General features: G+C 65.3%; 17 protein-coding genes. 8 read left to right on the top strand and 9 right to left on the bottom strand.

Annotated features, from left to right (window positions below; translation table 11 throughout):
- Positions 1–169: 169 nt before the first annotated feature.
- The 4 genes from ABID59_RS32335 to ABID59_RS32320 form a co-directional block, all read right to left on the bottom strand.
- Positions 170–1,267, bottom strand: coding sequence for a tetratricopeptide repeat protein (locus ABID59_RS32335; RefSeq protein WP_354086056.1), 1,098 nt, complete (start codon positions 1,265–1,267; stop codon positions 170–172).
- A 32-nt stretch (positions 1,268–1,299) separates the two neighbouring features.
- The gene (locus ABID59_RS32330) at positions 1,300–1,605 is read right to left on the bottom strand and encodes a hypothetical protein (RefSeq protein WP_246229921.1); all 306 of its coding nucleotides are present in this window, start codon (positions 1,603–1,605) and stop codon (positions 1,300–1,302) included.
- A 264-nt stretch (positions 1,606–1,869) separates the two neighbouring features.
- Positions 1,870–2,286, bottom strand: coding sequence for an SRPBCC family protein (locus tag ABID59_RS32325; protein WP_187434913.1), 417 nt, complete (start codon positions 2,284–2,286; stop codon positions 1,870–1,872).
- A gap of 264 nt (positions 2,287–2,550) precedes the next feature.
- Positions 2,551–3,672 (bottom strand): serine hydrolase domain-containing protein, encoded by a 1,122-nt coding sequence (locus ABID59_RS32320; RefSeq protein WP_354086055.1) that lies wholly within the window; start codon positions 3,670–3,672, stop codon positions 2,551–2,553.
- 87 nt (positions 3,673–3,759) lie between these two features.
- Between ABID59_RS32320 and plsY the strand changes: the two genes are divergently transcribed.
- Positions 3,760–4,446 (top strand): glycerol-3-phosphate 1-O-acyltransferase PlsY, encoded by a 687-nt coding sequence (plsY, locus tag ABID59_RS32315; protein ID WP_354086054.1) that lies wholly within the window; start codon positions 3,760–3,762, stop codon positions 4,444–4,446.
- A 7-nt stretch (positions 4,447–4,453) separates the two neighbouring features.
- Here plsY and ABID59_RS32310 read toward each other — a convergent pair whose 3' ends face one another.
- Together ABID59_RS32310 and ABID59_RS32305 are read right to left on the bottom strand one after the other, a co-directional pair.
- Positions 4,454–5,215: a hypothetical protein gene (locus tag ABID59_RS32310; protein WP_354086053.1), complete on the bottom strand. Its 762-nt coding sequence runs from the start codon at positions 5,213–5,215 to the stop codon at positions 4,454–4,456.
- Positions 5,216–5,281: 66 nt separating this feature from the next.
- On the bottom strand, positions 5,282–6,910 hold the full coding sequence (locus ABID59_RS32305) for an amidase family protein (RefSeq protein ID WP_354086052.1): 1,629 nt from the start codon (positions 6,908–6,910) through the stop codon (positions 5,282–5,284).
- A gap of 188 nt (positions 6,911–7,098) precedes the next feature.
- Between ABID59_RS32305 and ABID59_RS32300 the strand changes: the two genes are divergently transcribed.
- Both ABID59_RS32300 and ABID59_RS32295 read left to right on the top strand, forming a co-directional pair.
- Positions 7,099–8,253: an acyl-CoA dehydrogenase family protein gene (locus ABID59_RS32300; protein WP_354086051.1), complete on the top strand. Its 1,155-nt coding sequence runs from the start codon at positions 7,099–7,101 to the stop codon at positions 8,251–8,253.
- A 203-nt stretch (positions 8,254–8,456) separates the two neighbouring features.
- Positions 8,457–10,421, top strand: coding sequence for a methyl-accepting chemotaxis protein (locus ABID59_RS32295; RefSeq protein ID WP_354086050.1), 1,965 nt, complete (start codon positions 8,457–8,459; stop codon positions 10,419–10,421).
- A gap of 76 nt (positions 10,422–10,497) precedes the next feature.
- Here ABID59_RS32295 and ABID59_RS32290 read toward each other — a convergent pair whose 3' ends face one another.
- A complete protein-coding gene (locus ABID59_RS32290; RefSeq protein ID WP_354086049.1) occupies positions 10,498–12,666 on the bottom strand; it encodes a putative bifunctional diguanylate cyclase/phosphodiesterase in 2,169 nt (722 codons plus the stop codon).
- A gap of 431 nt (positions 12,667–13,097) precedes the next feature.
- On the opposite strand from ABID59_RS32290, the gene mepA reads away from it, so the two are divergent.
- From mepA to modC, 5 genes are all read left to right on the top strand, one after another.
- A complete protein-coding gene (mepA, locus tag ABID59_RS32285) occupies positions 13,098–14,042 on the top strand; it encodes a penicillin-insensitive murein endopeptidase (protein WP_354086048.1) in 945 nt (314 codons plus the stop codon).
- 341 nt (positions 14,043–14,383) lie between these two features.
- Complete coding sequence (locus ABID59_RS32280; protein WP_354086047.1) at positions 14,384–14,887, top strand: hypothetical protein; 504 nt, start codon at positions 14,384–14,386, stop codon at positions 14,885–14,887.
- A gap of 187 nt (positions 14,888–15,074) precedes the next feature.
- A complete protein-coding gene (gene modA, locus ABID59_RS32275; RefSeq protein WP_354086046.1) occupies positions 15,075–15,860 on the top strand; it encodes a molybdate ABC transporter substrate-binding protein in 786 nt (261 codons plus the stop codon).
- 27 nt (positions 15,861–15,887) lie between these two features.
- On the top strand, positions 15,888–16,583 hold the full coding sequence (gene modB, locus ABID59_RS32270) for a molybdate ABC transporter permease subunit (protein ID WP_354086045.1): 696 nt from the start codon (positions 15,888–15,890) through the stop codon (positions 16,581–16,583).
- Positions 16,584–16,585: 2 nt separating this feature from the next.
- Positions 16,586–17,248 (top strand): molybdenum ABC transporter ATP-binding protein, encoded by a 663-nt coding sequence (gene modC / locus ABID59_RS32265; protein ID WP_354086044.1) that lies wholly within the window; start codon positions 16,586–16,588, stop codon positions 17,246–17,248.
- A gap of 44 nt (positions 17,249–17,292) precedes the next feature.
- Here the strand turns inward: modC and ABID59_RS32260 are convergent, their stop codons facing one another.
- Both ABID59_RS32260 and ABID59_RS32255 read right to left on the bottom strand, forming a co-directional pair.
- Positions 17,293–17,553: a PepSY domain-containing protein gene (locus tag ABID59_RS32260; RefSeq protein WP_148751842.1), complete on the bottom strand. Its 261-nt coding sequence runs from the start codon at positions 17,551–17,553 to the stop codon at positions 17,293–17,295.
- A gap of 316 nt (positions 17,554–17,869) precedes the next feature.
- On the bottom strand, positions 17,870–19,663 hold the full coding sequence (locus tag ABID59_RS32255) for a potassium/proton antiporter (protein ID WP_354086043.1): 1,794 nt from the start codon (positions 19,661–19,663) through the stop codon (positions 17,870–17,872).
- Positions 19,664–20,075: the final 412 nt, after the last annotated feature.

Genomic DNA, 20,075 nt, shown 5'->3' with positions numbered 1-20,075 from the left:
AGCGTATCACCAACCGGATCGTATGCGCTGCGTGAGTCCGTTGTGCCCCGAAGCCGACAAGCTAGGCAGCCCGTGGGATGGTTGAGCTCTTGCGAAACCCATCGCGCTGACGAGCGTACAGCGGGAATGAAGTTCGATGGGTTTCGCTTCGCTCTGCCCATCCTACGAGCTAACCCGACGAATGCTTCTCGAGAGCCGCCGCGATTCTCTCCAGGGCGGCGTTCCTGTGCTGCATGTCGGCAATCTGCTGTTCGCAAGCCTCGATCATTGTCCGCCCGGACCATCGGCGCGCATACACGCCTGTTCGGCTGCAAAGCCAGCCAATCACGGCCAGCAAGACAATGGTGGCGAGCCATAACAGCACTTGTCCCGCGCCAAGGTCCGCGAAGGCACGGCGGAAATCGCCCCTGGAAAGGTACGCCGTGGCGCGACTGCTATGGGCGTCGCTATCATTCGGATCAAGCGAGATGATCTGATCGTAGTCGGCGATGGCGCGGTCGACGTCACCTTTGGCTTGATAAGCGTCGCCACGGTAGTAGTAGGCGTCCCTGTATTGCGGATAGAGCGCGATCGCCTGACTACAGTCGGCGATGGCGCGATCGAAGTCACCCTTTTCCCTGTATACGAGGCAGCGGTTGTAATAGGGGGGCGCATATTTCGGGTAAAGCGCGATCACCTGATCGAGGTCAGCGATGGCGCGATCGAGATCGCCTTTGGCATGGTAGGCGCTGCCGCGGGCTGCGAGGGCGAAATAGCTGTTGGCATTGAGCTGGATGCTGTCGGTATAGTCCGCGATGGCACGGTCGATGTCACCCTTGGCTTGATAGGCGTAGCCGCGCTCGTCGTATCCGACCCGCTTTCCATAGTCCGACAGGCCGCCTTCGAACGCCCGGTTAACGTCCGCTATCGCCCGGTCGTAGTCATGCCGTTGGTTGTAGATATGCGAGCGGTTGAGCAGTGAGCTCACAGCTTCTGGTTCAAGCCGGATCGCGTCGGTGTAGTCCTTGAGGGCGCGGTCGACGCAATCGGCAAGGCTTGTCCATGACCAGAAGTCGCCGCGCTGATGATACAGGATGGACAGGTCGCGGTCATCGTAGTCCCCGCTTTCAATCGCGCGTGTACAGGCAGCGATGGTCGCGGCAGCGGTTTCCTTCGATCCGTTCAAACACTCCTGTCGATCGTCGGCTGCCGCCGGCCGGCTGACGAAAGCCACCGCTGCGAATACCAGGGCGACCAGCCAGACATGCGCGGAAATCCAAGAGCGCATCCACTTCTCCCCGCGATGCACCGATGTGCGAGCTAACCGGCAGACGGCTTTTCAAGGGCCGCCGCGATCCTCTCCAACAATGTGTTCGTGCGTTGGGTTTCGGCGACCTGCTGCTCGAAGAGATCGACCCAACTCGCCCCGGATGACGCGCGCCCATTCCTGCGCGAAAACCACAACCAAACGCCCACCAGCGCCAGGAAGGGCAACCAGGACACAATCAGACTCACCAACCAGTACGGCGCACCACCGCGTGGTGTGAGCGTAAACCAGGCGAGAAGAACTCCGACAAGAGCGATCCACACGACAACGGGCAGAAACCAAGAGCGAGGCTTGGTCATTCCAGGCACGACAGTCCCCTTGGTTGGCCTCAGAGACGGCATGCTATCATTGGTTGATTGGCCTTTCCATGCCCTCCCCTCTGCAGCCGTCGCAATGGTTAGCCGTTTCTTGCGAGATCTCAGCCACCATGAAAGGCTCGGCGCGAGCGAGCGCACTGGCGCCTGTCGCGACCGCGCGCCATCCGTCTCGGTCGATGGCAGGAGGGGAACCGTTGCGCCAACACTTGCATCCGGCCCCGCCTCCATCCCCTGGCTTGCGCGCCCTTACGACGTCTTTTGCTTCGCCTCGACGTATCGCGCAAAACTGTCGAGGATCGCCTGCCAGCCGCCTTGCTGCTGCTCGACCGAGTGCGTCTCTTCGCCATCGAACACGACGCGGACGACGACGCCCTTCGGACCGGGCACGAACTCGACCTCGGCCTTGCGATCGCCGAACGCATACTCGATCAGCTTGTGCTCGACGATCGTCGTGTAGGTGCCGGCGAAGTCAAAACCCATGCTGCCGTCCTTGGCCTCCATGCGGGACGTGAACACGCCGCCTTCGCGCAGGTCGACCGTCGCCTTGGTCGTATGCCAGTCGTCCGACGCGGCGTTCCACTTCACGATGTCGGCAGGCGTCGTATAGGCACGCCAGACCTGATCGATCGGGGCGGCGACGCTGGTTTCGACGGTGATCCTCATGGGTATTGCTCCAGTTCGATTTTGACGGCTCGAGGTGGCGACGTCACTTCCGGTGTGCGGCGTCCATGTCCAGCACGTCCGGGAGGTGTCCACCCAAGGACGGTCGAGACCGGCCGTTGCCGACATGGCCGGGCCGTCAATACGAAAAAAATCGGATGCTGGGGAGGAGTCCTGGATGGATTAGAACCGACCGCCCTCTTACTTTCGCAGAAGCGCAGTACAGGCATTGCTCGCTGGAAAAGCGGGTCGCCGCCGACACCTCAATCAATCCCTTGAAGCCGCGGGCACGATGTAGCGATCCAGCAGGTCGAGCTCGGGCGCAACCATGTTCTTGGATTGCCGGGACGCGTTGAAGACGACGACCATGTCGAGCGCGGGGATGATGATGGTTTTCTGGGAATTGAAGCCCTGCGCGGCGATCCATTGAACTTCGCGATTCCCCTCCAGTGTTCGACCAAGCCACCACTGATAGCCGTAGGATTGCGGCTCCTCGGTCGTGATCTGCTCCGCCGTCGATTGATCCACCCAGGACGCCGGAACGAGCTGCCGGCCTTCCCAAGAGCCACGGTTGAGAACGAGCTGGCCGATTTTCGCCCAGTCGCGGGGGCGTAGACTCAGCCCCGCGCTCGACATCGCAACGCCGCTGAACGGCGATTTATGCCATTCGACGTCGTTGATGCCGAGCGGTGCGAAGAGTTCTTCCTGAGCCAGGACATCGACGGTTTTCCCGGTGACCTTTTTCAGGATGGCGCCAACAAGCTCTGTTTCGCTGTCGCTGTACCGGAAGGTGACACCGGGAGCCCTGTCGGAGCCCAATCCCGCCGACATCGTCAGGAGATGGCGCAGGGTTATGGGATCCTTGTCAAGCATACGGAGATCGGCATTCTCTGGAAGATAAAAAAAGGCCGGAACGTCCAGGTCCTTGATCAGGCCGCGCTCCATGGCGATGCCGACCAGCAGCGACACAACGCTCTTGGTCATCGAATTACCCCGGTGCCGCGAGGTCGCGTCGAAATTGAGCTGATGAGGATACGCAAAATAGCGCTCATAGACGAGCACGCCATGCCTGATGACGACGATGTCGTCGACATTGGCGAGCTTGCCGCCGCTGATGCCGTCATCCATCGCGCAGAGCAGCGCCGCGTTCAGCCCCTGTTGCTCCGGCGAGGTCATCGCCCATCCGTCATGGATCTCCTGCGGAATGCCGCACCCGGATGAAGGTTGTGCGCTGACGGGACTCAAGGCGAAGGCACACACGGCTGCAACGACGGCAATCCATCTCCGCATCTCAGGCTCTCCCCCACCATTGCCCACGACGAGCAACCCAAGGATGCCGTTCGGTGTGTGACCGTTTTGCGGCGTTGCAGGTTGTGAAACAGCCTTCATTGTAGGCAGGCGCATGGCGGTGAGGCAAAGCCGGCGATAAAACAGCGCTTACGAGACACTGGCCACAAACCCGTTGGAAACAAGACGATGGCTTTCTGGATTGTAGGCGTACTTGGATTGGTGATCGCCTATTTCCTCGGCTCGATCCCTTCGGGCTATCTGGCGGGGAAGCTCCTGAGAGGCATCGATATTCGCGAGCACGGCTCCAGATCCACCGGCGCCACCAATGTGCTGCGGACCCTCGGCAAATGGCCTGCGCTGGTGGTGCTGATCGCCGATGTGCTGAAGGGCGTGGCGGCCATCCTCGTTGCCCGCTGGTTCTGTCCCTGGCTCACCACCGAATTGTCTCCGACGCCGCCGACGGCGTCCGATCTGCAAACCTGGGTGCCATGGGCGGTGTGCCTCGCCGGAATTGCCGCGCTGCTGGGCCATGGCCGCTCGATCTGGCTGAATTTTACGGGCGGCAAGTCGGCAGCAACCGGGCTCGGCGTGCTGCTGGCGATGTCCTGGCCGGTGGGACTGGGTGCGGCGGCCGTGTTTGGCGTCGTGCTGGCGTTGGCGCGGATCGTTTCACTGAGCTCGATGCTCGCGGCGCTGACGGCCATCGCTCTCGTCTGCGGTTTCGAACACCCTCTGCCCTATCGGCTGCTGGTGATCGCAGGCGGCCTCTACGTGATCATCCGCCATCGCGCCAACATTCAACGGCTGCTGGCGGGGACGGAGCCGCGGCTGGGACAGGGTCGCCCGGACGCGAAAGCAGAAACGGAGCTCTGATGCGGGATCAATTCACCGCCTGAAGCGCGGCCGAGAAGGTGGCGAGGTCGGCGCGCGCCATCTCGTCGGGCGCCCATTTCGGAAGGTCGGCGAGCTCTGCGATCACGCGGGCCCGATCCTGCGGCAGCAGAAAGCTCGCCCAGACCTCGCGCGTGTCGCGCAGCGCAGCCGCCACCAGGCGCGCGTTGGCGGGCTTGCCGGCGCCCTGGATCGCGGCGCAAACCGTGGTCAGGATGTAGACAGCGCTGTTCTTGCGGAAGCCGGTAAACCCCTCCTCGCGGATGCGGGTGCGCTGCTCCGGCGCGAGCTCCGCCCAGAACAACTGGCCCGCCACCGCCTCGCGCGCCATGCCGCGGATCATGAAGCTCATCGCCACCGCGTACTGGTCGCCATACTCGGTCATGTTGCGCTGGAGCGCCGCAAGATCAGGCTCCAGACCCGGCTTCGCGCCATAAAGAATGAACAGCTTATGGGTCGCGTTGGCGGCGTTAGTCCAGTCCATCAGCCAGCCCATATCGCTGGCTTGCGCCGGCGGCAGCGCCGCGAGGGCGTCGAGATCGAAGATATGGCCGAGCAGCGTCGCGACCTCCGGCCGGGTCAGATCGGGCCGCTCGCCCTTCTTCGCGACGCCATCGACATAGACCTTGAACGCCTTCGCGGCATCGCGCGCGGCGGCCAGATCGCGTGCGCCATCCTGCGCGAGCGCGGGCCAAGTAAGCGCGGCCGAAGTGAGCGCGAGAAGAAGCAGGAGGATTCTGACGATCGGCATGGGAGACCTCGAGCGGCGCCATTCGTGACGATGGCGGTTGTTGGTCGCCGCGCGCGCCGCCGAGGTTCAGAGCGCCGGCAGGCCGGGCGGCGGCTTGCGCATGTTCGAGGCCTGCTCATAGGCGTAGGCGAGGCGCAAAAGCTTGTGCTCGCTCCAGGCACGGCCCGCGAAGGTGATGCCAAGCGGATAGTCCGGCGTCTCCTTGTCGCCGGCCCCTGAGATGAAGCCCGCAGGCACCATGACGCTGGGATAGCCCGCCTTCGCCGAGATCACGCAGCCGCTGCTGCCGGGAAACAGCACCGCGTCGAGCTTGTGCTGGTTCATGTAGGCGTCCATGCCGCGCGTCCTGGCGGCGAGCAGGTCCATCGCGCGCGCCGATTTGTACTCGCGCTCGCTTAAGTCGCCCCTGGTGAGGTCGGCGGCGAGAAAGAGGTCCTGGCCGAAGCGCAGCGCTGTCTGCGCGTGCGCCGCGTTGAAGGCGATGACATCGGCCATGGTCTTGATGTCGGTATTGGTCGCCCAATCCTTCAGATAGAGATTGAGACCGTGCTTCAGCTCGTAGAGGAACACGATCGGCGAGCCCGTCGGGTTGCCTTTGTTGCTGCTCAGCGGATTGCGGTTGAGCACGGCCATGCCGGTGCCGGGCCCGCCGAGCCAGCCTCGCGTCGGAATGTTGGCGCGCACGATGACGGCGCCGAGATCCTCGAGCACCTTGATCGCGTCAGTCATCACCTTGGCCCATCCGGGTTGCAGCTTGCCGTAATAGCGATCGTTCAGCGGATCGGTCGGGTCGCTCGGCACGCCGATGCGCGCGCCCCTCATCGCATCGCGCGAGAGGCCCGCGGTGTAATCGGCCGGCCGCTTCTGCCGCTCTGTCGCGGGATCGCGCGGGTCCTGAGCCGCCAGCACATTCAAGAGCATCGCTGCGTCGCGCACCGTGCGTGTCATCGGTCCTGCGGTGTCCTGGCTGTGCGCGATCGGCACGATGCCGGCGCGGCTGATCAGGCCGACAGTTGGCTTGACGGTGACGAGCCCGTTCATGCTGGCGGGGTACAGCAGCGAACCCGACGTCTCGGTGCCGATCGACGCCGCGGACAGGCCGGCCGCCACGGCGACCGCCGATCCCGCGCTCGAGCCGCCCGGAGACACCAGCGGGATGTCGTGATCGCCCATCAGCGCCGGCGCATAGGGGTTCTTCACCTGACCGCCCAGCGAGGAATAGCCCGCGGGCATCTCGATCGCGAGCATGTTGGCGAACTCGGTCAGGTTCGCCTTGCCGAGGATCACCGCGCCGGCCTTGCGCAGCAGCTTGACGACCGTGGCATCGCGCCTGGCGCGCGCGCCGTCCAGCGCCAGCGAACCCGCCGTGGTCGGCTGCTGGTCGGAGGTCGCGATATTGTCCTTCAGCAGGATCGGCACGCCGGCCAGCGGCCGCCTGGCCGACGGCCTGATGCCGTCGAGCTTGCCGGCGATCGTGAGCGCGTCCGGATTGAGCGCGCGGACGGCGTTCAGCGCCGGCCCGGCGCGGTCGCAGGCAGCGATGCGCGCGAGATACGCCTTGGTCAGCGCCGTCGCGGTGACCTGCCCGCCGGCGAGGGCATCGATGATGTCGCTCATCGGCGCGTGCTCGAGCCTTAGCTCGGGCGGCGCCGCACCGCGGACGGCAGCCCCGGCGCGACGGGCGGGCTTCTTCATGACGTGCCTCTTGGACGGAGATATGCTACAGCATGTAGCATTTATCCCGCTTGCGCGACAAGGTGATCGCCGAGTCTGACACGAGCGGAACGATGCTGCTCCGTCCCACCGCCTTGATCGTCCCCACCAAATAGACCACCATCGCGTGATCGACCGCTCACAGCAAGAATGGGCGAGGAAACGCTGACATGAACGCAACTCCGGGGTTTGACCTGGTCGAGCGGGCGCTGAGCATCGTGCCGCTGATTGCTGACGAGGCCGACCAGATCGAGCGAACGCGGCGGCTGACGCCTGATGTTGTCAACGCGCTGATCGAGAACGGGCTCTATCGTGCGCTGCTGCCGCAGAGCCTGGGCGGGTCGGAAGCGCCGCCCGACATCTTCATGCAGATGCTGGAGGAGATCGCGAAGGCCGATGCGTCCACCGCCTGGTGCCTCGGCCAATGCAGCGTCTGCGCGATGATCGCAGCCGGCCTCGACCACGACACCGCGCACGAGATCTTCAACACCGCCCCCGGCATCCTCGCCTGGGGCGCGGTGGCGCACGAGGCGCGTGCGGTCGAGGGCGGCTACCGCGTCACCGCGCGCTGGGATTTTGCCTCGGGCTCGCGGCAGGCGAGCTGGCTTGGCGCGCATGTCCGCATCGTCAATGCCGACGGCACGCCGCGCAAGAACGCCGACAGCTCGCCGGAGATGCGCACCATCCTGTTCCCGCTCACAAGCGCCGTGATGCACGACGTCTGGCAGGCGATCGGGCTCGCCGGCACCGGCACCGATTCTTACGAGGTGCACGACCTCTTCATCCCCGATCGCTTTGCCGCGTTCCGCGACGTGGCCGAAGCCTTGCGCGAGCCGGGCCCGCTCTACCGGCTTCCGACCGGCTCGACCTTCAGCCTCGGCTTCGCCGCGGTCTCGCTCGGCGTCGCGCGCGCGACGCTGGATGCGGCGATCGCACTGGCGCGCGCAAAGCACCAGTCATTGGCGGCAAGCGCGATGCGCGACAACCAGGCTGTCCAGGGTCTGATCGGCCGCACCGAGGCGGATTTGCGCGCCGCGCGCGCCTATCTCTATGCGACGGCACATGCGATGTGGCGCGACCTCTCCGCGACCAAACTGTTCAGCCCGGCGCAGCGCAGCGCCGTCCGCCTCGCCGCGACCTGGACCATCCAGCAATCGGCAAAAGTGGTCGACACCGCCTATCACATGGCCGGCGCCACCGCCGTGTTCCGCAGCAATCCGTTCGAGCGACGGTTTCGCGACATGCATGCGATCACCCAGCAGATCCAGGCCCGCGACACCCATTACGAGGATGTCGGCAAGATGATCCTCGCCGAAAACCGCTAGTCGCCGCCGCGCGAAGCTGCAGCGCTTTGTCCCTGCTTGCGACAAACGATCAGCCTCTCCATGCGCTTACCGCATTGAGTCATGCAAAAGGATGGTAGCGAATCCGTTGAAACACGGAGGCGATGCTGCCCTGTTGTTAAGCAATTTCTGAGACCGTTCGGCAAAACCAAGAATCAATCTTTTGGAATGCCCGGGAATTTTCGATGTTCATGCTCAAGTCGATTGCGGCCCGCCTGATTCTCACCATCGCGCTCACCGTTGCGGTGGCCTGCGCCATCCTCTCCGGTTTCTCGATCACCCAGCAGCGGGCGCTGACACGGCTGGCGCTCGATCAGCAGCTCAAGCTGCAATATGAGAGCGTGATCGCGGCGATCGACTATGAGGGACGTTCGGCACTCGCCGTCTCCGCCGTGATCGCGGCGCTGCCGCCGGTCGGCGACGCCATCGCCAAGGGTGACCGCGACGCGCTCGCCAATCTGCTCGGCGACGCCAACAGGGCGCTGAAAGCGCAGGGCATCCCGCTGATCACCTTCCAGCTGCCGCCGGCGCTCTCGTTCTATCGCGTTCACGCGCCCAAGACCTTCGGCGACGACGTCTCCGGGCGCCGCGCCACCGTGGTCGAGGCGCTCAAGACCGGCCGCCAGATCGTCGGCGTCGAGCCCGGCCGCGAGGCGCTCGGCATCTTCGGCATGACGCCGATCGTGCGCGACGGCAAGACCCTCGCCAATGTCGACGTCGGCGCCGCCTTCGGCAAGGAATTCGTCGACCGCGCCAAGAAGCGGTTTGGCATCGACCTCGCGGTCTATTCCGTCGACGGTTCGTCGCTGAACAAGCTGTCGTCGACCTTCGGCGAGAACGCCGTCGCCAAGCCGGACGAGCTGACAGCCGTGATCAACGGCCCGCCGCTGCTGCGCGAGGCCGAGCTCGACGGCCACCCGGCCGAGGTCTATGCCGGGTCGATCAGGAACTACGCAGGCCAGCCGGTCGGCGTGCTCGAGATCATCAAGGACACGAGCGAATACGAGGCCGCTTTCGCCGCCTCCGAACGCAATCTGATCCTCGGCACGGTCGCGATCCTCGCCGCCGCTATCCTGCTGGCGTTCCTGCTCGGGCGCGGATTGTCGCGGCCGCTCACCGCGATCACGGCGGTGATGAACCGGCTGTCGAGCGGCGACACCAGCGTCACGATTCCCGGCAGCGAGCGGGCGGACGAGCTCGGCACCATGGCCAAGGCGGTCGAATTGTTCCGCCAGAGCATGCTCGAAGCGGGCTCGCTGCGCGAGGCGCAGGAGGCCGACAAGGCCAAGGCGGAGATCGAGAAGCAGGCGCTGCAGCGCCGGATGGCTGATCGGTTCGAGGCCGACGTCAAGGGCGTGGTGTCCGCCGTCGCCGAGGCCACCGAAGGCATGCAGCATGTCGCCGGCGAAATCACCTCCAGCGTGACCGGCACCTCGCAGCGTGCTTCGGCCGCTGCGACCGCGTCGGAAGAAGCCTCGACCAGCGTCAATGCCGTGGCGGCCGCGACCGAGGAGCTCGCCTCCTCCGTCACCGAGATCGGCCGCCAGGTCACCCATTCCAGCCAGGTTGCGGGCAACGCGGTGGTCAAGGCCGCCGAGACGACCGAGATGGTCACGAGCCTTGCGGCCTCCGCCGAGCGGATCGGCGACGTGCTGCGCCTGATCAGCGCGATCGCGAGCCAGACCAATCTGCTGGCCCTCAACGCCACGATCGAGGCGGCGCGCGCGGGCGAGGCTGGCCGCGGCTTTGCCGTGGTGGCGTCGGAAGTCAAGGAGCTGGCAAGCCAGACCGCGAAGGCGACCGACGAGATCGCGAGCCAGGTCTCCGCGATCCAGGCGGCCACCGGCAATTGCGTCACCTCGATCTCCGACATCAGCAACACCATCCGCGAGATCAGCGGCATCGCCACGACGATCGCCGCAGCCGTCGAGGAGCAGGGCTCGGCGACGCGCGAGATCGCCCGCAGCGTGCAGCAGGCCTCCACCGGCACCACCGAAGTCTCGGCCAACGTCGCCGGCGCGAGCCAGGCCGCCGACCAGTCGCGTGCGCTCGCTGGCAACGTCATGGTTGCGTCCGGAGAACTCGGCCAGCATGCGACCGCGCTGATGAAGAGCGTGGATACGTTCCTGGCGGGGCTGCGGGCGGCGTAAGAAGGTTGAGCCGCGAACTCGGTGCACCTCTCCCACACGCGGGAGAGGGAGCGCACCTGCTTCGTAGCGGCAAGGTCTAGGCCACCAGCGCGGCGTCCTCATCCGCGGCATCAATCCCACGCTGCGCCGTCAGCAGGCTGATGATCTCGACATTGGGGCGGGCCTTGCTGAACAGATAGCCCTGGCCTTCGTCGCACCCTTCGGCGCGGAGGCAGCTCAGCTCGGCTTCGGTCTCGACGCCTTCGGCGGTGATGATGACGCCGAGGCCTTTGCCGAGGCTGACGATGGAGCGGATGATCGCCTGCGCCTCGCGGTTGGCGCCGAGATCGCGGACGAAAGACTGGTCGATCTTGATCTTGTCGAACGGGAAGCTTCTGAGATAGCTGAGGCTGGAATAGCCGGTGCCGAAATCGTCCATCGAGATGCGGACGCCGAGCGAGCGTAGCGCATGCAATGTCGCCAGCACCTGCGCGCTCTTCTCCAGCAGCAGCGTCTCGGTGATCTCGAGCTCGAGCCGCCGCGACGGCAGGCCGGAATGTTTCAGCGCGTCCGTGACCATCGAGAGCAGATTGCCGCTGCGGAACTGGAGCGGCGACAGGTTGACGGCAACGCGGACGTCGTCGGGCCAGGTCGCAGCATCCAGGCAGGCGCGGCGCAGCATCAGTCCGCCGAGCGGATTGATCAGGCCGGTTTCCTCGGCGACCGGAATGAACTCGGCCGGCGAGACCATGCCGCGCTCCGGATGCGGCCAGCGCACCAGCGCCTCGAAGCCGGTGATGCGGCCGCTCGAGAGGTCGACCAGCGGCTGGTAATAGGGACGCAGCACGTCGTTCTGGATCGCGTCGCGCAGCTCGACCTCGATCTTGCGGCGGCTCTGCGCTTTCGCGTCGAGCGCGGCCTCGAAGAAGGCGAAGGTGCCGCGCGCATCGGATTTGGCGCGCGACAGCGCCATGTCGGCGCTCTTGAGCAGCTTTTCGGACTCGTCGCCGTCGGCCGGCGCCGTCGCAATGCCGATCGAGGCGCCGATCACCACGGAATGGCCGTCGAGCAGATAGGGATCGGCGATGGCCTCCAGCAGGCGTTTTGCCAACCCCACCGCATCTTCCGGTCGGGCCAATCCGCCCTGCACGATCGCGAACTCGTCGGAATTGAGCCGCGCCAGTGCATCCTCTTCGCGCAGCGTCGAGCGCAGGCGCTTGGCGACGCCGCGCAACAGCTTGTCGCCGACCGCGTGACCCAGCGTGTCGTTGACGGCCTTGAAATTGTCGAGCCCGAGCATCAGCACCGCGACCTTCTCGGGGCTGCGCCGCGAATGCTGCAGCATCTCGTCCATGGTCTGGCGCAAGCGATTGCGGTTGGGCAGGCCGGTCAGCCCGTCATGCTGGGCCATGAAGGCAAGCCGCGCCTCGGCGCGCTTGCGTTCGGTAATGTCCATCAGCGCGAGCAGCACCGCGGGCCGCTCGTCATAGGTTAGTTCGCGGGAATAGATCGCAAGATCGATCAGCGCGCCGTCGGCCTTGACGTGCTTCCAGGTCCGCGCGGCCTGCTCTTCGCTGGACCGGTCGGTGGCCCAAGGCGGCTCGCGATCGAAAGCCTGCAGGGAGCGGATCTTCAGCTTCTCGAATTCGACGCGGCTATAGCCGTAATGCGCGACCGCGGCGTCGTTGACGCCGAGGATGCGCTCGTCATCCAGCGCGCAGACGATCATGGGGACGGGATTGCCGTCGAACAGCAAGCGGAACGAGGCCTCGCGCTGCTTCAATTCGGTGATGTCGACGCGCAGGCCGACCACGCCGCCGTCATCGGTGCGGCGCTCCTCGATCAGGATGACGCGGCCGTCGGACAACGTCTGCTCGTGGCGCTTGCCGGGCTCGTAGAGCTTCTTCAGCCGCTCCGCGATCCATTCGTCCTCGTGACCGGCCGCTTCCGGATAGTCGCCGCGGGCAACGCCGATGCGCAGCGTGTCTTCGAGCCGCGCGCCTTCCTGAAACAGATCAGCGGTCTTGCTGTAGATCTCCGCGTACTGCTTGTTCCAGAGGACGTAGCGGCCTTCCGGATCGAGGATAACGATGCCTTGCGGCAGCATGTCGACGGCCTGACGCAGCCGCTCATGCGATTTGCGCGCCTCGGCGATGGCCGCTTCGGCTTCCGCACGGCTCTGCACGAGTGCGTCGTGTGCAACGGGCGGATGCAGCGCGCGCGCGAATCGCGGCTTGCGCGGCCGTCGGCCGCCCCGGGCAAGCACGTTGCACTTTCGCTTTCCTGTTTTCTTGGACCCCAAACTCAACTTCACACGCCCTAGCCGCACCCAGCGGACGCAAGTCTTGGGGCAAGTCTATGAAAAGAAAGTAATCCTGGCCGACGCCGTCACGGCAGTGCCGACCGGGCGCCGGGCCGGTTTGCCTGTTTGCGAGGCGCGACTGGCGTCCACGGGCGCGTCGAGCCTGCTCCCGCGTCGCGATCGGCGGGAGAGGAGATGCAAAAACGCGCAATCTCCTTGAATCAGTTCCGGACCGCAGGCCGCTTGCATGCAGGAGCCAGGCGCCTCTCGTTCCGCGCACGAATATTGGTCAATGCAGGATACGGTTATCGAGCCGTTAAAAATCGAGGCTAGGCGGCCACGTCGAAAGCCTAATTCTTAACCCAGACGCGGCGTTCGGCTATAAGAGGATCAGCATGAGTCCCCGCCGCATCGCCCCTCTCCTGCTTATGATGACGCTCCTGGCCGCCGGCTCAGCGCTGGCCCAGGACAAGGGCAGCGTGAACCCGAAGCCGCTGCCGCCGCTCGCCAATCCGAACGATCCCAAGATCGGCGCCAGGGAGCTGTTCGCGCGCAAGCTGCTGCCCTCGACCGGGGCGGCACATGTCATCGGCTCCTATGTGAAGGGCTGCATCGGCGGCGCCCAGCAGATGCCGCTCAACGGCGACGATTGGCAGGTGATGCGGCTGTCGCGTAACCGCAATTACGGTCATCCCGACATGATCGCGCTGATCAAGCGCCTGGCTGCCAGGGCGCACAAGGACGCGGGCTGGCCGGGCATTTTGGTCGGCGACATCGGTCAGCCGCGCGGCGGGCCGGCGCTATCAGGCCATGCCAGCCATCAGATCGGGTTAGATGCCGACATCTGGCTGACGCCGATGCCGGACCACCGGCTCTCGCGCGAGGAGCGCGAGGAGATGTCGGCGGTGATGATGGTGCGCGAGGACCGGCTCGACATCGACCCGAAAGTGTTCACGCCGAGCCATGTGCTGGTGCTGCGCGATGCGGCGCAGGAGCCGGCGGTGCAGCGCATCTTCGTCAATCCCGCGATCAAGAAGGCACTGTGCCGCGAAGCCAAGGGCGATCGTTCCTGGCTGTCAAAGATCCGGCCGTGGTGGGGCCACGACTATCATTTCCACATCCGCATGCGCTGCCCGGCGGGCGCGAGCGAATGTCAGGGCCAGCCGTCGCAATCCGAGGACGAAGGCTGCAAGCCCTCCGATCTGGCCTATTGGTTCAGCGAGGGCGTGCTGCACCCGAAACCGCCGCCGGAGCCGCCGAAGCCGAAGCCGCCGATGACGCTGGCCCAGATGCCGGTGGCCTGCAAAGCCGTGCTGCGCGCGGCCGATGCGAAGCGATAGGGCGCGCGTCGGGCAAGCTGCCGCCCTACCCACCGCTGTCGTCCCGGACAAGCGCAAGCGCAGATCCGGGACCCAGAACCACATGGAGCGGTTGTGGCGCGAGCTGATAACTCCGAGTCTTCGCCAAACACAACCCTGTGGTTATGGATCCGAATCTGCGCTTCGCTCCGCTGCGCTTGTCCGGGATGACGAACAGGTGGTTGGTTCGTGCCACCCAAATGCGCTAGCATCGCCATGCCGCGCGGCCGTAAGCCCGCGGCATTCCGGGATGCGCATCCCTTTCGCCAACGAAACCTGACCGCACGCCCCGCGTCCTTGCGTGGCCAACGATGAGATTTGACATGCGCGTCCTCGCCCTCCTCGCTGTGCTTTCACTCAGCGCGACCTCCGCCCTCGCCGCCGAGGAGCCCAGCGGCTGCGACAAGTTCAAATGGCCGATCGAGCGCGACCGCGCCGCGCTGACGGCGCCGGACCGCGCCAGGCTCGCATCGGGCAGCGAACAGGCCGCGGTCCCCTCGTCGGCGATCACGCTGGGCCTGGTCGCACCTCAGGAGGCAAAACTGCCCTCGCCGCCGGAGCGAGCGCCGAAGGACGGCACCTTTGCCGGCTTCACTGGCATCAAGGCGGCGAAGGCCGGGCTCTATACGATCAGCCTGTCCAGCGGGGCCTGGGTCGACGTGGTCCAGGACGGGCATTTCCTCAAGCCCATAGCCTTCAGCGGCGCCACCGATTGCGACGGCATCCGCAAAACCATGAAATACGAGCTCTCGGACAAGCCGTTCGTGCTGCAAATCAGCGGCGCCAAGGACAATTCGCTCTCGATTTCGATCCTGCCGGCGCAATAGGCCGTTTGGTTAGACGCCTTTGACCTGAGGGCGCAGCCTGCTATCTTCGAGAGCTGCGATATCCCTGCCGGCCGTAAGCCGTCGCAAGGTCCCGTGGAACAGCGCTTCCGCCCGTCGCGATCTGACCCAACCAACGCCAGATTTGCGCGTGCATTTGCGCGCGCGATCTCGCACGGAGCGCCATCCAATGTATCGCATTGCCGGACTTTTCACCGCCTTCGTCATGCTCGCGGGCGCGAGCCTCTCGCCGGCTGCCGCCGAGGACAAGACCATCACGGTCTTCGCCGCGGCGTCGATGAAGAACGCGCTCGACGAGATCGATGCCGCCTACACCGCCAAGACCGGCGTCAAGTTCAGCGTCAGCTATGCCGCAAGCTCGGTGCTCGCCAAGCAGATCGAGCAGGGCGCGCCGGCCGACGTATTCGTCTCCGCCGACACCGACTGGATGGACTACGCTACAGCCAAGAAGACCATCAACGAGCCGACCCGCGTCAACCTGCTCGGCAACAGCATCGTGCTGATCGCGCCAAAGGACTCAGAGATCAACAACGTCACCATCGCCCAAGGTTTCAACCTCGCAAAGCTCGCCGGCGACGGCAGGATCGCGACCGGCGACGTCAAGTCGGTGCCCGTTGGCAAATACGCCAAGGCCGCGCTGGAGAAGCTCGGCGCCTGGCAGGCGGCGGAGCCGAAATTCGCGATGGCCGAGAGCGTGCGCGCCGCGCTGACGCTGGTGACGCGTGGTGAAGCCAATCTCGGCATCGTCTATTCCACCGACGCCAAGGTCGAGCCCGGCGTCAAGATCGTCGGCACCTTCCCCGCGGATTCGCATCCCGCGATCATCTATCCGGTGGCGGCGACCACGACCGCGAAGCCCGAGACCAACGACTATCTCGCCTTCCTGCGTACCTCAGCCGCCAAGACGATTCTGGAGAAATACGGCTTCAGGTTCCTGATCTCTCCCACGACTTAGGTTTTGCGACGTGATGATCACGACTTGATGCTCGATATCTCTCCCGCCGAATGGACGGCGATCCTGCTCTCGCTCAGGGTCGCCGTCATCGCAACGCTGGTGGCGACGCCGTTCGGCATTGCGCTGGCCTGGCTGCTCGCCCGCAGGGATTTTTGGGGCAAATCGGTGCTCGACGCGCTGGTGCATCTGCCGCTGGTGCTGCCGCCCGTCGTCACCGGCTATCTCCTGCTTCTGACCTTCGGCCGCCGCGGCCTGGTCGGCGCCTTCCTCGCCGATCATCTCGGCATCGTCTTCGCCTTCCGCTGGACTGGAGCTGCGCTCGCCTGCGGCGTGATGTCGTTTCCGCTGCTGGTGCGCCCGATGCGGCTGTCGATCGAGGCGATCGATCGCAAGCTCGAGCAGGCGGCCGAGACGCTCGGCGCCGCGCCCTTCAAGGTGTTCTTCACGGTGACGCTGCCGTTGGCGCTGCCCGGCGTGCTGGCCGGCATGGTGCTGGGCTTTGCCAAGGCGATCGGCGAGTTCGGCGCCACCATCACCTTCGTCTCCAACATTCCCGGCGAGACCCAGACGATTTCGTCCGCGATCTATTCGCTGATCCAGACGCCGGACGGCGACGCCGCCGCAGGCCGGCTCGTCATCATCTCGGTCGTGATTGCGCTTGGCGCGCTCATCGCGGCCGAATGGTTCGCCCGCCGCGCCACCGCGCGGCTGCACGGGAACTGACCATGCTGCACGTCGATGTCGAAAAACAGCTTGGTGAGTTTTCGCTGCACGCATCTTTCGCAAGCGAAGGCCGCGTCACCGGCCTGTTCGGCGCATCCGGCGCCGGCAAGAGCTCGCTGATCAACATGATCGCCGGCCTGCTGCGGCCCGACCGAGGTACCATCGTCATCGACGGCGAGACCGTCGATGACACCGCCGCCGACATCCATGTGCCGACTTATCGCCGCCGCATCGGCTATGTGTTCCAGGATGCGCGGCTGTTTCCGCATCTCAACGTCGCGCAAAATCTCGACTATGGACGGCGGATGAACGGTCTCGCGCCCGATCCGGCGCAGCGCACGCGCGTCGTCGAGCTGCTCGACATCGGCGCTTTGCTCGACCGCCGTCCGGGAAAGCTCTCCGGCGGCGAGCGCCAACGCGTTGCACTCGGCCGCGCGCTCTTGTCAAAGCCGCGCCTGCTGCTGCTCGACGAACCGCTCGGCGCGCTCGACGAGGCCCGCAAGCTCGAGATTTTGCCTTATCTGGTGCGGCTGCGGGACGAGGCCAATGTTCCCATGGTCTATGTCAGCCACGACGTCGCCGAGCTGCGCCAGCTGGCGACCCAGATCGTGATGCTCAGGCAGGGACGCGTGACCTCGTTCGGCGGGGTGAAGGTGCTGACGTAAGGCGCGGCGGATCGCGGTTGAAGACGACCCGCCTCGCGCATCACTTACCAGCCACGATCGACGTTGCGCACGTCGCCGGTTCGGGCGTCGACATCGACCTCCATCCAGCGGCCGCTGCTGTCGCGGCCCTCGATCTGCCATTCGTCGCCGAGGAACTGGGTATGCGAAATCGTCATGACGCCGATGTCGGTCGCGACGTCGAGCGCGGCCTGCATCGAGATCTGATCGCCCGTGTCATAGGCCATCGCCGGCGCCGCCGCTCCCAAACCGATCGCGACAATGGCGGGCAGGATGAGTTTGCGCATGGGTTGCTCCTGTCAGATGCATTGACCGTTACGTGGCTAGAACGGACTACGCAGCAGAGCGTTCCGGAACCGGAAGTCACGAAGCCGCGCAAATCTTCCATGGTTGCGGCGATTTCGTGGCGATTCCGTGCGAACCGGGTCCTGCATCGGCTCGCCGTCGCAGGGCATGGCGCTTCAACAAACACCGTCATTGCGAGCGCAGCGAAGCAATCCAGAATCTTTCCGCGGTGGCAGTCTGGATTGCTTCGCTGCGCTCGCAATGACGGAGTGTGTAGTTGGTTCCGTCGTGCAAAACTCAAGGCGGACTGCGTGAGAATTAAACCCCCGCCACCGAGGTCCACAGCTCCGCGAGCTTGCGGCGCAGCGCCTGGCTGCGCGTCAGCGGCGCCGGCGTCTCGTCTTCTTCCGGCAGGCGAAGGCCGACGACGTTGACGCGGCCGCCGGAGATGCTGCGCGCCACGAGCACGATCTCACCCAGCGCCAGTTCGGCGCCTTCCTTCGGCGCGCGATCGAGATGGACGTCGAAATAGTCGGCCAGCGTCAGCTTGCTCTCGTCGTCACTCGCCTTGACGCCGTAGATCTCGGCGAGCTCGGCGAGCGTGTGCTCGCCGGAGACCATGAAGTCGCCGAGCAGATGCGGATCGGGCTCCGAGCTCGGCTGCATGTCGACGAAGAAACGGTCGAGGGCTTCGGCCTTTTCCGGCGGCGCCAGCAGATAGATGTAATCGCCGGGCGCGATCGGATCGGCCTCCGTCGGCGTCAAGATGCTCTCCTTGCGGATCACCAGGGTCGGCTTGGACCAGGACGGGATCAGGCCGCGGCGGAAATACAGGCTCTTGGGCCGCACCGGATAGCCGACCAGCTGCTGCTCGAGCTGGCCGGGCAGATCCAGTTCGACACGGCGCGGGCCGCGCTCGGCGCGCGGCAGCGCCACATGCAGCTTTCGCGCGGCAGGTGCGAGCGTCCAGCCTTGCAGCAGCAGCGAGATGATCACGACGACGAAGGCGACGTCGAAATAGAGATAGGCCTTTGACAGGCCGACCAGCATCGGGATCGACGCCAGGAAGATCGCGACCGCGCCGCGCAAGCCGGTCCAGGCGATGAATATCTTTTCGCGCCAGTTGAAGCGGAATGGGGCGAGACACACGAACACGGCGATCGGCCGCGCCACCAGCATCAGGACGAACGAGACGCCGATCGCCGGCAGCACGCTGGAGCCCAGTCGGCTCGGCGAGACCAGCAGGCCGAGCAGCACGAACATCACGATCTGCGCCAGCCAGGTTGCGGCATCGAGAAACGCTACGACCGAATTATGCGCGCGCGTCGGCCGGTTGCCGATGATGATGCCGGCGAGATAGACGGCGAGGAAGCCCGAGGCATGCATGATCTGCGAGCCGCCGAAGATCACGAGCGCGGCCGTGGTCACGAACGGCGCGTGCAGGCCCTGCGGCAGCGCGACCTTGTTGAGCCCGATGACGACGAAACGTCCGCCGAGGAAGCCGACGACGGCACCCAGCACCGCCTCTTGCAGGAACTCCATCACCACATGGCCGGGCGAGCTCGAGCCCAGCGAGATGTATTCGACCAGCATCAAGGTGAGGAAGATGGCGAAGGGATCGTTGGTGCCGGATTCCGCTTCAAGCGTCGCACCGACGCGCGGGCGCAGGCGCAGGCCCTGGGTGTGCACCAGCAGGAACACCGCGGCCGCGTCGGTCGAGGCCACCACCGCGCCGACCAGCAGCGACTCCGTCCAGTTGAGGTCGAGCGCGTATTTCGCGAACGGCGCCGTGATCAGCGCGGTCAGGAGCACGCCGACGGTCGCGAGCATCACCGAGGGCGCGAGCACGGTGCGGATGCTGGCAAAGCGCGTCTTCAGGCCGCCGTCGAACAGGATCAGCGCCAGCGCCACCGAGCCGACCAGATAGGTCGTGCCGACGTCGTTGAACTGGAGCTGGCCGGGGCCTGAATCACCCGCCAGCATGCCGATCGCGAGGAAGACCAGCAGCAGCGGCGCGCCGAAGCGCAGCGCGAGCAGGCTCGACAGGATACCGGCCATCACCAGGACGGCGCCGAGCAGAATGGCGATGCTGAAAGAGTCGAGGGAGGCCATGCGGTGCTGCGGTTACTCCGGGAGATCGACGAGTTCAGTCAGGGGGCCACCGGCCGGGCACTCCCTCGCCCCGCTTGCGGGGAGAGGGTGGGGTGAGGGGGAGCCTCTGCAGGGCCGGTGATAGTGGGACTCGCGGAGAGTCCCCCTCACCCGAAATTCAAGCAGCGCTTGAATTTCGACCTCTCCCCGCAAGCGGGGCGAGGTGAAGTGTGCCGGGACCGACAGATTTGCCCATCTCAAAAACATGTGCTCATGCATCCTTATCGTCGCCGCACCGGCGCGCCAACCCATTTTCTCCCGCTCGCGGCAATCTGCCCGTATTTTGCGGCCTTAACGCGCTTCATTTAGCGGTGTATCGATGGCCCGGCCGCAGCCTTTGTGGGATTCTGCGGCACTTTCGAATCAAACCGCC

This window comes from Bradyrhizobium sp. S3.3.6 (assembly GCF_040546905.1).
Taxonomy (GTDB): domain Bacteria; phylum Pseudomonadota; class Alphaproteobacteria; order Rhizobiales; family Xanthobacteraceae; genus Bradyrhizobium; species Bradyrhizobium cytisi.
The sequence above is the reverse complement of the archived record's forward strand: the minus strand, read 5'-3'. Positions and strand labels throughout refer to the sequence as shown.